Origin of the sequence: Brevibacterium linens ATCC 9172, assembly GCF_900169165.1 — a bacterium.
GTDB lineage: Bacteria > Actinomycetota > Actinomycetes > Actinomycetales > Brevibacteriaceae > Brevibacterium > Brevibacterium linens.
In genome coordinates, this window is record NZ_FXYY01000021.1 from 1 (window position 1) to 14,687 (window position 14,687).

Here is a 14,687-nt window from a genome sequence, read left to right on the forward strand (position 1 = left end):
TCGAGGCGGAGACATTCGAGTCTGGGTTATCGAGCACCGGTTGACTTCGAGGTCGATTACACATTTATGATGGACATTGCCGCCTGATAGTACACATTGATGTGTCCACTTCCAGGGGTTCACGCCCGACTCGCCGTGGACGGAATTGTCGGCAAGAAGACCTGGTGTGCGCTAGACGCCGTGTGACAGGTACCAACAGCTTTTGCTCCTAATGGCTGGGGGTAGACCATGTCTGGACATGGTCTACCCCCAGCCATGTTCAGTTGCCGCCGAGACCCGGTGCCTCACCGCCGTCTCCGCCGCCGTCACCGCCGCCTCCGTTGTCGCCGGAGTTGCCGCCGCCACCGCCGCCGTTGTTGCCGGAGTTGCCTCCGCCGCCACCGCCGTTGCCGCCGCCGTTGTTGTGGCTTCCTCCGCCACCGCCGCCGTTGCCGCCTCCGCTGCGGTTCGGGCCGGTCGAGGTGCCACCGCCTCCGGAGCCGCCGCCGCGGAAGTATTTGCTGCTGGGCTTCGGGAACGCGGTGTTGCCCTTGGTCTCTTTAACCGCCTGGCTCATAAAGGCCTGCCAGGTCTTACCGGAGATGGTCGCACCGTAGATCTGGCCGCTAACGACACCAGCACCATTGGTGCGCCAGTCGCGGGTTCCGCTCGGGTCACCGGTCCAGACTGCGGTCGACAGGGTCTTCGTGAATCCGAGCAGCCACGTGTGCCCGACCTCGAAGTTCGTCGTACCAGTCTTCGCACCGGCCGGCACTCCGATCTTCAGCGAGCTGGTCGTACCGCCGTTGAACGTCTGCGTCAGTGCGTAGGCGACACCTCTGGCGACGTCCTTGGAGAGCACACGCTTGCAGCCTTCGCCGGGAAGATCGAGCTTCTTGCCGTTGCGGTCCTTGATCTCGATGATCGGCTTGGGACCGCAGAACTCGCCCTCGTTCGCGAAGGTGGCGAACGCCGCAGCCATGGCAATCGGCGTCGTCTCGGTCGTACCGAGGATGGAGGACGGCGACAGGGCCTGGATGAAGCCTCGCTTGTCCTTGAAGTCGAGCGCCTCACCACTGCCGTAGCGGATGCCCAGATCCATCGCGGTATCCATGATGTCGCACATGTTCATCTGGTTGCCCATCGCGGCATACCCGGTGTTCACCGAATTCTTCGTCGCCTCGAGAGCGGTCATCGACCCCTTGCCTGGTCCGTCACCGGCGTTGTTCGGGTCCCAGGGGCCTGCCATATTCGGGCAGCCGTCGTACTTCCAGGAACTGGCCGGGAAGTTGCGCTTCGTAGCATTGACCGTGGTGTTGAGGCTCTTGCCTTCCTTGAGCCAGGCCGTGAGCACGAACGGCTTCCACGTCGAACCGACCTGGAACCCGCCGCCACCGTTGTGCTTCTTATCAACGGTGTAGTTGATCGAGGTCTTCTTGTTCTTGTCCTTCTTCTTCACATCGCCGACCGTGTACTCACGGTTCTCGGCCATCGCAATGACCTCACCTGTACCCGGTTCGATGGTCACAAGGGCGTGGCCTGCGCCGGAGGGATCCCCGACGGGCACACGCTTCTTGACCTCTTTGTCCGCGATCTTCTGAATATCGGGGTTGAGGCTGGTCTTGATCGTCAGGCCGCCGCGCTGCAGGAAAGCCAGGCGGTCTTCGGCCGTCTTTCCGAAGGTATCGTCATTCATGATGACGTTCTGCACATAGTTGCAGAAGAACTCTGCCTTGCTCTTGGCCGCCGAACACCCGTTCGGTGTCTCATGCAGATCGAGATCGAGGTCGGTCTTGACCGCCTTGTCGTATTCCTTCTGCGTGATGTGGTCGTACTTGAGCATCTGGCTCAGCACGATGTTGCGACGCTTGAGGACTTGGTCGGGGAACCGCTGCGGATTGAAAGCCCGTGGGTTCTGCACGATTCCGGCGAGCATCGCCGACTGCTGGATGTTGAGATCCTTCGCGTGGATGCCCCAGTACCGGTAGGCCGCGGCTTCGACGCCGTAGACGTTCGGCGAGCCCGAGTAGTTGTTGATGTTCATGTAGCGGTTGAGGATTTCCTTCTTGGAGTACTTCTTCTCAACCGCGACAGCGAGTTTGGCCTCACGCAGCTTACGCGCGTAACCCGCGGTGCCTTCGGATTCCTTCGCCGCAGCGACTCCCTCGGAGTCCTCTTCTGCGTGCGCGTTCTCGGCCAGCACGTTCTTCACATACTGCTGGGTCAGCGTCGACCCGCCCTGAGTCGTCGAGGACACCATATTGTGCACCGCAGCACGGGCGATGCCCTCGATGTCGACGCCGCCGTGTTCGAAGTACCGGTAGTCCTCGACCGCGATCGTCGCGTTCTGCATGTTCTTCGAGATCTTGTCCAGCGGCACTTCTTGGCGGTTCTGCCAATAGAAATCTGCGATTTTGGAACCGTCGGAGGCAAGCATCGTCGACTTCTCGCCGAGATCCTTGATCTCCAAGGTGGCGGGAAGCGAATCGAAGATCTCGACAGCACTGTTCGCGCTGGCTGTTGCGACGCCGACGCCGGGAATGGCCAGACCGGCAGCGACGATTCCCGCCACCGCACTGACGGCCACGAACTGCATGAACGCGCCCATTTTTGTGGGTGGGGCGTTTGACTCAGGAGACACCATGGTAGTCAGTTTAACGAATTCGCCTTGTGCAGATCTTCAGAAATCGCTGAACGGCCTAGGCTCTTGCAACGAGTTCCAGGACGCTGACTTCCGGTCGGCAGGCAAAACGCACTGGTGAGTACGGTGAGAAGCCGAGTCCTGCGGAGATCGTGACGAGACTCTGCCGGTAAGGGAAAACTCCGCGTGCGCGTGTCCGGTCGAGGTCGCAGTTCGTCACCGGTGCGCCCCAGAAGGGCACACGGATCTGTCCGCCGTGCGTGTGTCCGGCCATGATGAGATGCGCCCCCGCCGAGGCGAATGCCTCCAAGGTCCGCGAATACGGAGCATGTGTCACTCCCACTTTGAGACCGGCCGACGGATCGAATTGCGGATGCTCGAGGTCGCCCTCCCCCGGTTCTCCCCCACTCCAGCGGATCCGATCACGGTCGATATGGGCGTCGCCTAGGCCCGAGAAGTGGATCCGGGTGCCCTTGATCGTCAGCGCCGCCTCGGTGTTGTCGAGGAAATGCCATCCCTGCCCGCCGTTCGCCGTCTCGCCTTCGAACCCGCGGACGAGTGCCTTGACGTCGAGGTCGGGGCTGACGCGGTGCTTGACCTGGGACGGTGAGCGCAGATATTTCGCAGGGTTCTTCAGCTGCGGGGAGAAGAAGTCATTCGACCCGAGGACGAACACACCGGGGATGTTGAGGAGTCCCGAGTAGACGTCGAGGACCTCGGGCACGATGTCGGCGGAGAGGTTGTCGCCAGTGTTGACCACGAGGTCGGGTTCGAGGCGAGTGAGCGCTGTGACCCAGGAGGCGCGATGCTTCTGCCAGGGAGCCAGGTGCAGGTCGGCGACGTGGAGAATCCGGATGGACTCGGCTCCGGCAGGCAGGATCGGCAGGGTGTGGCGGCGGATGGCGAAGAGGTGCGGTTCGATGACCGCACCCCAGATTCCGGCGGCCGCGGGAACGGCAAGAGCACCGGAGAGGAGAGCGCGCTTCTTCATTCCCCCAACTCTATCCGCTCCTCCAATTGCTACCTGACGGCGGCCCAGCAACCTCGCGCGGGGTTGCTGGGCCGCCGTCAGGTAGCAATTATCAGGGGGTGGGGATGGGGGTGTTGTGTTCTTTTGCGGCACGGTGGGCGCGGCGGCGGTGCAGGGATCTCATCCGGCGGCGACCGACGAGGCGGCAAGTGACGTAGATGAGGAACGAGATCGTCGTGACGAACGGGCTGATCGGCACCACCGGCGAACCGAGGGCGATGAGGATGCCCCCGACCGAGGCGGTCACGGCGAAGATCACGCTGAGGACCGGCACCCACACCGGGGAGGCCGAGAGCTGAGTCGCTGCGGCGGCCGGGGTGATGAGCAGCGCAAGGACGAGGAGGACTCCGACGACCTGCACGCTCAGTGCCACGGCAAGTCCGAGGGTGAGCATGAAGACGATGGTGAGCACGCTGACCGGCACGCCCTTCGCCCGAGCCACGTCAGGGTCGAGGCTGGAGAACATGAGCGGACGCCACACGATCGCCAACACCACGAGCACGGCCAGCGCGCAGATGATGAGAGTGAGGATCTGGCCGGGAGTGATGGCGACGATCTGGCCGGTGAGCAGCCCGAACTTGCTCGCCGCCCGCCCGTCGTAGAGGGCGAGGAAGAGGATCGCCAGGCCCAGGCCGAAGGGCATGAGGACGCCGATGATCGCGTTCTTCTCCGAATCCTTGGCGCCGCCGATGCCGATGATGAGAGCGGCGACGATGGATCCGACGATCGACCCGGTCACGACGTCGAAACCGACGAGCAGCGCGAAGGCGGCACCGGCGAAGGAGAGTTCGGAGACTCCGTGAACGGCGAAGGGAATGTCGCGGGCCATGACGAAGACGCTGATGAGACCTCCGACGACGCCGAGTAGCGCAGCGGCGATGAGCGAGTTGGCCAGCAGCGCGACGAGTTCGCCGTAGTCCTCGAAGGTGAAGAGGTTGGCAAAGATCTCAGGAACACTCATCGGTTCGCCACCGTCCCGTCGAGGTCGAAGGAGTCATCGGGCAGATTGTGGTGGTCGACGCACTCCTCTTCACCGCCGACGACGACGAGGCGTCCGCCGACGCGGACCACTTCGACCGGGGAGCCGTAGAGCCGGGACAGCGATTCGGTGGTCATCACTTCAGAGGGGGTGCCGATGAGGAAATGCCCGCCGACGATGTAGAGGACCCGGTCGACGTACGGCAGGATCGGGTTGATCTCGTGGGTGACGAATACGACGGCGGCATCGCGTTTGACCCGCTGTTCGTGCAGCAGAGCGGCCACCACCTGCTGGTGGTGCAGATCGAGCGACAGCAGCGGTTCATCGCAGAGCAGCACTGCGGGATCATTGGCCAGGGACTGAGCCACTCGCAGCCGCTGCAGCTCTCCGCCGGAAACCGTGCCGGCGGGGGCATCGGCATAGTCGGTGGCGCCGACGGAGGCCAAGAGTTCCTCGACCTTCTTCTTCCGACCCCGGGACAGCAGGCCCATCCCCCACCGGTGACCGTCGATGCCCATACGGACCAGATCGCGGCCGCGCATCGGGGTGTGCGGGTCGATTCCGCGCTGCTGCGGAATGTAGCCGATGGCAGGGTTGCCCTTATGCACTTCCCGACCATCGACCTCGGCGGTTCCGGCCGACAGTGTGTTCTGCCCCAGCAGCACCTTGAGCAGTGACGTCTTTCCTGTGCCGTTGGGGCCGAGCACGGCGAGGAACTCCCCCGGCGCGACGTCGAGGTCGAGATCGTGCCAGAGCACCCGCGGGCCGAAGCGCAGTTCGGCATCGCGCAGTCGAATCACCGGCTCCCGGGGTGCAGGTTGCGCGGAAGCGTCGGATTCTTTGGCCATAGTCAGTGCTTGTGTCCTTCGAGTGCTGTCGAAATATCGGTGATGTATCCGTCCATCCAAACGACGTAATGCTCGCCGTCGGGCATGGTCTCGGCGAGGTCGACGACCGGAACATCGGAGTCGTCCGCGGCAGACTTCAGCGCTTCCGCCTGGGGACCTGCCGCCTGAGTATTGTATCCGAGCAGCACCGCCTCGCCGTCGGAGATCTGCTTCTCCGCTTCCTTGAGCACGAGCGGCGGCACATCGTTGCCTTCTTCGACGGCTTCGAGGAACTCGTCCGACGTGATGTTCTCCAGGCCCATATCGGCGAACAGCCACAGCGGCACCGGCTCGGTCGCCGCGACCTTCTCACCGTCGTGGTCCTTCTTGACCGCGTCGATCTTCGTCTGCAGTTCGCCGAGGCTCTTCTTGTACTCATCGGCATTGGCAATGAAGTCATCCTTGTGCTCCGGCACCGCCTCGCCGAGGTGGATCGCCGCCTCATCGACGAGTTTGGTCATCGTGGGCACCGAGTACCAGACATGTTCGTTGAACTCGCCGTGGTCATGCCCCTCGTGCTCGTCGGCTTCTTCGGAGTGCTCGTGTTCCTCCTCGGAGTGCTCGTCGCCCTCGTCGTGCGTGTGTCCGCCCGCCTGGGCCTCGTCCTCGTCCTCGCTGTGGCTGTGATCGTGAGGCTCGTTGCCGAGATCCTCGGAGCCGGGCAGGTCGGAGATCGAGACCGCATCGATCACCTCGGGATCGGCGTCCGAAGCTTCGAGCATTGTGGTCATGAAGGCGTCGTAGCCGCCGCCGTTCTCGACGACGAGGTCGGCCTTCGACAGCTTGAGGCGGTCCTGGGTGGTCGCTTCGTAGGAGTGCGGGTCCTGATTGGGATCATCGATGATTGGGCTCACCTCGGCGTAGTCGCCGGCGACTTGGGAGATGATGTCGGCGTAGACGTTCGTCGAGGTCACGACCCGCAGCTCGCCCGATTCCGAACCGGAGGCCCCTCCCCCGCAGCCGCTGAGGACCAAGGCCGTCGAAGCGGCGATGGCTCCGGTGGTGAGAGCGATTCGCGAAGATGTCATGAGGAGCCTTTCTAAGGCATCGAGGATCAAACAACATCATCGACGATACTCAGATCAGAACTCCGGCACTAATATAAATATTTATATATAGCAACCTTTTTATACGTCCCCGCTGCTCTCAGCATTCTGCGCGCGCTCAGGGGTTTTCGGCCGAATAGTGTGCATGAGCGGCTTCAGAATTCATACGCGGTGATCTTGATCAGGGCGTATGAACTTCGAAGCCGCGAGTGCCGACTTTCCGTTGGGCCGTGTGCCTTCCGCTCTTGCGCTTGTACGAGTCTGATGGGCAGCCGAGCACAGTCGCCGGAGACGACGAACCGCCCGGAAGCGGGTGCTTCCGGGCGGTTCGTCGGCCGCTTCGCCTTACCGATCAACACCGGCGGGCACCAGCAGAGTTTCTCAGGCGGCCTTCGCTTCGAGCTTGGCAGCCAGCAGGGCGGCGATCTGGACGGTGTTCAGTGCCGCGCCCTTGCGCAGGTTGTCGTTGGAGACGAAGAGGACGAGTCCCTTGCCTGCTGGTGCCGACTGGTCGGCGCGGATGCGGCCGACGTAGCTGTCGTTCCGACCTGCGGCCTTGAGCGGGGTCGGGACCTCGTCGAGGGCGACTCCGGGTGCCTGCGACAGGATTTCGGTGGCCTGCTCGGGGCTGATGTCGGAGTCGAATTCGGCGTGGATGCTCAGGCTGTGTCCGGTGAAGACGGGTACGCGCACACAGGTGCCGGCGACCAGGAGGTCGGGCAGGCCGAGGATCTTCCGGCTCTCGTTGCGCAGCTTCTTCTCTTCATCGGTTTCGTTCTGCCCGTCGTCGACGACCGATCCGGCCATCGGCAGGACGTTGAACGCGATCGGTTCGACGTAGTTGTCCGGTGCCGGCAGGCTCACGGCATTTCCATCGGTGGTGAGCTTGCGGGCATCGGGGATGCCGGCCTCGAGCTGACTGGCGAGTTCCTCGACTCCGGACAGACCCGAACCGGACACGGCCTGGTAGGTGGCCACGATGAGGCGGCTGAGTCCGGCCTTGTCATGGAGGGCCTTGAGCACAGGCATGGCGGCCATGGTCGTGCAGTTCGGGTTCGCGATGATGCCCTTGGGCGGCTCGTCGAGTGCGTCGGGGTTGACCTCGCTGACGACGAGCGGGACCTCAGGGTCCGAACGCCACGCCGAGGAGTTGTCGACGACGATGGCACCGGCGGCCGCGAAACGCTCGGCCTGCGCCTTCGACGTTGCTCCACCGGCGGAGAACAGAGCGATATCGAGTCCGCTCGGGTCCGCCTCGGCAGCGTCTTCGATGGTGATGGGCTGGCCCTTGAAGTCGATCGTCTTCCCGGCCGAACGGGCCGAGGCGAAGAGCCTCAGGGATCCGATCTCGAATCCGGGATCCTCGGCCAGGAGGTCGAGCATGACTCCGCCGACCTGGCCGGTTGCACCGACTACTCCGATATTGACGCTCATCGTCCGGTACCTCCGTACACCACTGCTTCGTTGTCTTCGCTGTCGAGTCCGTACGCGGCATGGGCGGCACGGACTGCGTCGTCGAGCAGGTCTGCTCGGGTGACGACGCTGATGCGGATCTCCGAGGTGGAGATCATGTCGATGTTGACCTGGGCTTCGCTGAGCGCCTCGAAGAGAGTCGCGGTCACGCCCGGGTGGGAGCGCATTCCGGCGCCCACGACTGAGAGCTTGCCGATCTGGTCGTCGTAGCGGACCTGGTCGAAGCCGATCTCGGCCTTGACTGCGTCGAGGGCCTCGAGCGCCTTGGCGCCGTCGTCCATGGGCAGGGTGAAGGAGATGTCCGTCTTTCCCGGCTCACGGGTCGAGATGTTCTGGACGATCATGTCGATGTTGGCTTCCTGCTTGGCCAGAGTCTTGAAGATTTCTGCTGCCTTGCCGGGGACATCGGGAACGCCGACGATCGTGACCTTGGCTTCCGAGCGGTCATGAGCGACGCCGGAGATGATTGCCTGTTCCATGGTGGGCTCCGTTTCTGGTTCCGCTGCCGGGGTCGATGATCCCCGGCCCTGGCGGAAGGCTTCGGGGATGGGTGAATCGGTCACCCAGGTTCCTTGGTTGCGAGAGAATGAGGACCGCACGTGCACCGGCACGTTGTAACGGCGGGCGTATTCGACACAGCGGAGCATGAGGACCTTGGCGCCCGAGGCGGCCATCTCCATCATCTCTTCGTAGCCGATCTCGTCGATCTTGCGAGCCGTGGGCACGATGCGCGGGTCGGCGGTGAAGACGCCGTCGACGTCGGTGTAGATCTCGCACACATCGGCATCGAGCGACGCGGCCAGTGCCACGGCCGTGGTGTCGGAGCCGCCGCGGCCGAGAGTGGTGATGTTCTTCGCGGTCTGGCTGACACCCTGGAATCCCGCGACGATGGCGACGTATCCCTCGTCGAGGGAGGACCGGATGCGGCCGGGAGTGACGTCGATGATTCGGGCCTTGCCGAACTGCTCATCGGTGATGACTCCGGCCTGGGAGCCGGTGAAGGACTGGGCTTCGAAGCCGAGGTTGGCGATCGCCATGGCCAGGACCGCCATCGAGATGCGCTCCCCGGCGGTCAGCAGCATGTCGAGTTCGCGGGCGGGGGGCATGGGGGAAACCTGTTGGGCCAAGTCGATGAGATCATCGGTACTGTCACCCATGGCCGACACCACGACAACTACTTCGTGACCGGCTTGACGGTACTCGACAATTCGTTTGGCCACTCGCTTGACCGATTCCGCATCGGCTACCGAGGACCCACCGAACTTCTGGACGACTATGCTCACTGCAGTATCTTCCTTATCGCTGATAAGTTCCGTGCCAGGCGATCGATTCCATGGTTCCAAACATGGAGGTCTCGTGCTGCATCGATCAGGATTTCAGCCGTGTCGGGCTCCCGGCACCTGAACCATTGTATGAGGTAGGTCATTTCGGTTCACCTTCGCCCGTCATTCAGACACCGCCTGACCGGGCCGAATGTCACCTGACGGCAACCCGCTCGATCAGCGCGCACATGGGCGAGCCCGGGGTCGACCACGTACCGTTCAGCGCCTGTTCAGAAATCGTTATATTCCGGGGTCGTGAACCCCAGACAGCAGCCCCTCGCCGAGGCGGCCCGCCGGCTTCGCGCCGACGGGCGCTGCCCTTGGCGGTCAGTCCGACCGTCGCTCCATGGTGAAGAGGTCACCGGGCTGACAGTCGAGGACCTCGCACAGAGCAATGAGAGTGGAGTAGCGCACTGCCTTCGCCCTGTTGTTCTTAAGCACTGAGAGGTTTGCGAGCGAGACCCCGACGCGTTTGGACAATTCGGTCAGGCTCATGTCTCGCCGAGTCAGCAGACTGTCGAGGTGGCAGATAACCCGGGAGGAGTCGAATTCCTCGGCCATCACACGAGCCCTTCGAGCTCTTCTTGAGCTTCGCGCCCTGATCTGAAGCACCGCCGCAGCAGTTCAGCGCCGCCGACGACCCCGAGAACGAAGAAAGCCCGGACGACGGTGACGCCTGGCCCAACTCCGTCGGCGATGCCGATATCGGCGGAGATCCAATTGCTGCCGAGGCCCATGGTGACGAAGTAGACGATCCATCCGATCGCCACGACCCACTCAAACGCAACGAATGCGCGGGCAGCCCGCGGAGTGAACGGCGTCCCCGCCGCTATGTCGCGTATGACAGGCACAAGGGAGACAGCGGCCGCCAGCACTGTGAGGATGACTGCGATTTCGGCGATTGTCACGAGCACAACCGCTCCGGCCGAGGCGTCCGCAGTCGGAACAACGATCTCGGTGACTCCGGTCAGCGATGCTGTTCCGCTCCCGGCCTCAATCGAAGAAGCCTCATCGTCGGAGAAGTTCACCATCACTGCCACTTCGGAGTGAGCTATTCGGGCAACGAGGTCAGTGATGGCGTAGATGACATAGAACCCGACTGCCAAACCGATCCAGAGTTCGTAACCTGTGCCGAACGCCTTGCGCTTCTGAGGTTCGTCGTCCGGCTTCTGTTCCTCTGTTGGTGACATGACAACGCCTTCCCGCCTCGGCGAGAAGCAGGCGAGCTTTCCGCCGACCTTCGCCGCATCCAATGACTTATCGTTTATCGATATATCGATAAACAACATAGTTCACGATTATCGATATGCTGTCAACAGCTCGGCGGACTTCGATTGGAATCGGAAGGGGCCGAAATCCCAGCCCCTCGCCGAGGCGGTCAGTCGATTTCGCGGCGCCCGGAGAATGCTCGGCCGAGGGTGACCTCGTCGGCGTATTCGAGGTCGCCGCCGACGGGCAGTCCCGAGGCCAGGCGGGTCACGGTCACGCCGAGCGATCCGAGGAGGCGGACGAGGTAGGTGGCGGTGGCTTCGCCTTCGAGGTTCGGGTCGGTGGCTATGACGGTCTCCTTGACCTCACCGTCCTGAAGGCGAGTCATGAGTTCCTTGATCCGCAGGTTGTCGGGTCCGACCCCGGCCATCGGGTCGATGGCTCCGCCGAGGACGTGGTAGAGACCCCGGTATTCCCTCGTCCGTTCGATCGCGACGACGTCCTTGGGCTCTTCGACCACGCAGATCATCGACCGGTCGCGGCGCGGATCCTGGCACACCGTGCATTCGGCTTCCTCGGAGACGTTTCCGCAGATCTCGCAGAACCGCACTCGCTTCTTCACGTCGGTGAGTGCCTGCGCCAGCGCATTGACGTCCTGCGAGTCCGTCTGCAGGATGTGGAACGCCAGACGCTGGGCCGACTTCGGCCCGATGCCTGGGAGCTTGCCGAACTCTTCGACCAAGTCCTGGAGGGCACCTTCGTATACAGCGCTCATACTTCTCTTTCGTCAATGATTTCGCCGCCGAGGACCCGTGCGATCACGTCGACGCCCATCTGCGGCGCTTCGGAGACGTCGAGGTCCGTTTCCGGATCATACTCGTCCTCAACCGATCCGGACTGCTGCGGGTAGGCGTTCGATCCCGGCGCCGAGGCGGCTCCCGGACCAGATCCGCTCGCCGGTTTGGCCCGTGGCGCGGATCCGTATCCGGATCCGACAGTCGGAGTGGTGGTGACACCGTGTTTCTCGGCCAGTGCGGCGAAGCGCGATTTGAACGGCTTCTCTCCCCCGTGGGTCGAGGCCGGTGGCGGAGACTGCACGTCTGGTGCCGGCTGTTCGAAGGCTCCTCCCCCGAAGTCGCTGCGGCTCTCTGCGAGGTCGGGGTAGTCGAGATCGTCGTCGGGCGGGGGCACGACGACGGCTCCGACGTCGACGGCTCCGCTGCCTGCGCTCGTCTCATCGACGTCGGCCGAGGCGGTGCCCGTCGATGCAGAGTCGACCGATGAGGGGTCGATCGGTGAGGGACCGTCGTTCCAATTCGGCTCTTCCCACCGCGGTTCGACGTACTCCATCGGCGAGTCGTCGGCGAAGCCGGACGACCCCGCAGACGCTGTTCCCGCATGGTGGTCGGGACCAGATCGAGCGTAGTCGCCGGCTGGTCCGGAGCCAACTGATCCGTCGCCAGCCGGTTCGGATGCGGTGTCGGCCGGCGGGCCGAAGAAGTCATCGTCGGAGAGATCGGGAACGACGACGTCCGGGGCGACCGAGGAAGCGGGCGCATTCTCAGCAACTCGGGCGCTCTCGGCCACAGGCTCATTTTCGGTTTCGGGAGCCGACTCGGCTGCAGGGCCTGCGTCATCGTGCGGTGAACTCGCGCTCACGCCATCAGTGCCGGACTGCTCAGCATCGGCAGATGGTTCGTCGGCCGGTTCGGCAGAGCCGAAGGAGTCGTCGTGTGTCGTGGGTTCAGTCGGTGGACCCGGCTGTTCTCCCTCCTCGTCGTCGGAGGACCAAGGACCCTGAGTCGGGCCGCTGGGCTCCCAGAACTTCTCGTGGTCGACCTGCGGCTTGTCGACCTCACGGGTCCCGACGACCGCGGCGACTTCCTGCGGGCTGGGGCGGCGCTGGCTCGGTGCCGGTCCGTGATTGCCGCCGGAGTCGTTCATGGGCGGAGCCGAGGATCCTTTGCCCTGGTTGCCGCCGCCGGCGCTTCCTCCGCCGATCCGACCGACATCGCCGACGTCGATTCGAGCCTGAATGCCGAGGACGTCATTGATCGCCGCAGAGAGTTTGGCCGCATGGTCGCGCTGCTGGAATCCCTGCACGGAACCGGCATTGTTGAAGCCGAGGTAGACGACCCCGTCGGAGAACGACTGGGGAATCGCATTGGCCGCGATGATCGCACGGGTCAGGCGGCTGCGCTTCTCCACCGAGGCGAGAATGCTCGGCCAGGCGCGGCGGATGGCTTCGATCTCACCACCGATGTCACCGGATCCCGCCACCGAGGTGGCTTCCGGTGCCGCTGCCTGCTCGGTCATCTGACGCTGAGGCTGGTCCGCCGGCGCCGAGTCCGGTCCGGAGTCCGTTGCGGAACTGGGCGCTGAGGCACCGGCAGGGTCGTACCTCTGCTGATCGTCCTGCACAGATTGCGACTCAGTTCGCGGCGCACCCGCCGCTTCGACCGAAGGCTCGGGCGACGGATCGGCCGAAGGCTGCGGTTCCTGCGTCGGCCGGCCCGCATCTGCGCTCCGGGGGTCCTCAGCAGACAGCTGCTGCGGCCCCGCGTCCGCGGTCTGAGATTGCGGCTCGGACTGCGACGCCGGCTCCGGCTCGGCCTGACGCTGTTGCCCCTGCTCAGATTGTTGCCTCGGCTGCGCCGGAGATTCGTTGAGCATCGACTCGGCGGCTGCTGCCATGGCTGCGATGTCGTCGAAATCGTCGTGAGCTGCACTCTGAGACTGCCTGGCGGGCGCGTTCGCGGCAGGTGCCTGCCCCTGGCCTGCCCCATCCGCCGACGTCCGACCGCTCGCGTGTCCCTGATCAGCTGCAGGTGCCTGCCCCTGCCCTGTCCCGCCGGCCGGAGCTCCCGGCCCAGCGCCCTGACCAGCACCCTGGTCCGGGGTCTGCGCCGGCGGCATGTTTGCGGCCACGCCGGTGGCCGACATCCCGATGCGACGCTCCATCCGCTCGACGCGGCTGAGCACAGCGTCTCGGCTGCGACCGGAGCCGGGCAGCAGAATGCGGGCACAGATGAGTTCGAGCTGCAGCCGCGGCGAGGTGGCACCCGACATCTCCGTCAGGCCCACATTCAGCAGGTCCGCGGCACGGGAGAGCTCACCCTGTCCGAAGCCGTTGGCCTGCAGGGTCAGCCTCTCCAGACGGTCCGGCGGCACTTCGGGCAGGAAGGCATGGGCCGCCTCGGGTGCGGCATGGATGACGATGAGATCTCGGAAGCGCTCCAGCAGATCTTCGACGAAGCGCCTGGGGTCCTGACCGGATTCGATGACCCGCTCCACCGCGCGGTACACCCCGGCCCCGTCACCGGCGGAGAACGCATCAACGATGTCGGACAGCAGTGAATCCGGAGTGTATCCGAGCAGAGCGACTGCTCGGCCGTAGTCGACCCCGTCGGGCCCGGAACCGGCGATGAGCTGGTCGAGGACCGACAGCGTGTCACGCACCGAGCCTCCGCCGGCCCGGACGACCAACGGCAGCACGCCCTTGGCCACCTGCACACCTTCACGCGTGCACAGCTCGTCAAGGTAGTTGCCCAGGGCCTCCGGCGGCACCAGGCGGAACGGATAGTGGTGGGTCCGCGATCGGATCGTGCCGATGACCTTCTCGGGCTCGGTCGTGGCGAAGACGAATTTGATGTGCGGCGGCGGCTCTTCGACGATCTTGAGCAGAGCGTTGAAGCCCTGCGAGGTGACCATGTGGGCCTCATCGAGGATGAACACCTTGTACCGGTCGCGCGCTGGCGCATAGACGGCGCGCTCACGCAGGTCACGGGCGTCGTCGACGCCGTTGTGACTGGCCGCGTCGATCTCGACGACGTCGAGCGATCCGGGTCCTCCGTTGGCCAGATCCCGACAGCTCGGGCACTCCCCGCACGGCACCGGAGTCGGCCCCTGCTCACAGTTGAGGCACCGAGCCAGGATCCGCGCCGAGGTGGTCTTTCCACACCCGCGCGGGCCGGAGAACAGGTAGGCATGGTTGATGCGGCCACGTTCGATGGCGGCCTTCAGCGGATCGGTCACATGCTCTTGACCGATGACCTCGTCGAAGGTCTCTGGGCGGTATCTTCTGTACAGTGCGGTGGACACGCCCCCTAGCCTAATGCCAA

Annotated in this window: 11 protein-coding genes; all 11 read right to left on the reverse strand. The window is 64.2% G+C overall.

The genetic code is table 11. From position 1 onward, the window contains the following. Positions 1 to 259: 259 nt before the first annotated feature. A complete protein-coding gene (locus tag BLIN9172_RS13885) occupies positions 260 to 2,623 on the reverse strand; it encodes a transglycosylase domain-containing protein (protein ID WP_101555584.1) in 2,364 nt (787 codons plus the stop codon). 55 nt (positions 2,624 to 2,678) lie between these two features. Further along, entirely contained in the window at positions 2,679 to 3,611 is a 933-nt protein-coding gene (locus BLIN9172_RS13890) for a metallophosphoesterase (RefSeq protein WP_101555585.1), read from the reverse strand. A 91-nt stretch (positions 3,612 to 3,702) separates the two neighbouring features. Further along, a complete protein-coding gene (locus tag BLIN9172_RS13895) occupies positions 3,703 to 4,611 on the reverse strand; it encodes a metal ABC transporter permease (protein WP_101555586.1) in 909 nt (302 codons plus the stop codon). Further along, positions 4,608 to 5,477 carry a metal ABC transporter ATP-binding protein gene (locus tag BLIN9172_RS13900; protein ID WP_025780867.1) on the reverse strand — a complete coding sequence of 290 codons (870 nt, stop codon included), beginning with the start codon at positions 5,475 to 5,477 and terminating at the stop codon, positions 4,608 to 4,610. Before BLIN9172_RS13900 ends, BLIN9172_RS13895 begins: the two co-directional genes overlap by 4 nt. A 2-nt stretch (positions 5,478 to 5,479) precedes the next feature. Continuing rightward, entirely contained in the window at positions 5,480 to 6,544 is a 1,065-nt protein-coding gene (locus BLIN9172_RS13905; protein ID WP_101555628.1) for a metal ABC transporter solute-binding protein, Zn/Mn family, read from the reverse strand. 399 nt (positions 6,545 to 6,943) lie between these two features. Beyond that, the gene (locus BLIN9172_RS13910) at positions 6,944 to 7,996 is read right to left on the reverse strand and encodes an aspartate-semialdehyde dehydrogenase (RefSeq protein WP_101555587.1); all 1,053 of its coding nucleotides are present in this window, start codon (positions 7,994 to 7,996) and stop codon (positions 6,944 to 6,946) included. Then, positions 7,993 to 9,318, reverse strand: a complete 1,326-nt coding sequence (locus BLIN9172_RS13915; RefSeq protein WP_101555588.1) for an aspartate kinase — start codon at positions 9,316 to 9,318, stop codon at positions 7,993 to 7,995. The genes BLIN9172_RS13910 and BLIN9172_RS13915 overlap by 4 nt, the downstream gene beginning before the upstream one ends. A 366-nt stretch (positions 9,319 to 9,684) precedes the next feature. Then, on the reverse strand, positions 9,685 to 9,918 hold the full coding sequence (locus tag BLIN9172_RS13920; protein WP_101555589.1) for a helix-turn-helix domain-containing protein: 234 nt from the start codon (positions 9,916 to 9,918) through the stop codon (positions 9,685 to 9,687). Next, positions 9,918 to 10,646: a DUF2975 domain-containing protein gene (locus BLIN9172_RS13925; RefSeq protein ID WP_101555590.1), complete on the reverse strand. Its 729-nt coding sequence runs from the start codon at positions 10,644 to 10,646 to the stop codon at positions 9,918 to 9,920. Before BLIN9172_RS13925 ends, BLIN9172_RS13920 begins: the two co-directional genes overlap by 1 nt. Positions 10,647 to 10,735: 89 nt before the next feature. Beyond that, positions 10,736 to 11,341: a recombination mediator RecR gene (gene recR / locus BLIN9172_RS13930; RefSeq protein ID WP_025780860.1), complete on the reverse strand. Its 606-nt coding sequence runs from the start codon at positions 11,339 to 11,341 to the stop codon at positions 10,736 to 10,738. Beyond that, on the reverse strand, positions 11,338 to 14,667 hold the full coding sequence (locus BLIN9172_RS13935) for a DNA polymerase III subunit gamma and tau (RefSeq protein WP_101555591.1): 3,330 nt from the start codon (positions 14,665 to 14,667) through the stop codon (positions 11,338 to 11,340). Before BLIN9172_RS13935 ends, recR begins: the two co-directional genes overlap by 4 nt. Positions 14,668 to 14,687 lie beyond the last annotated feature (20 nt).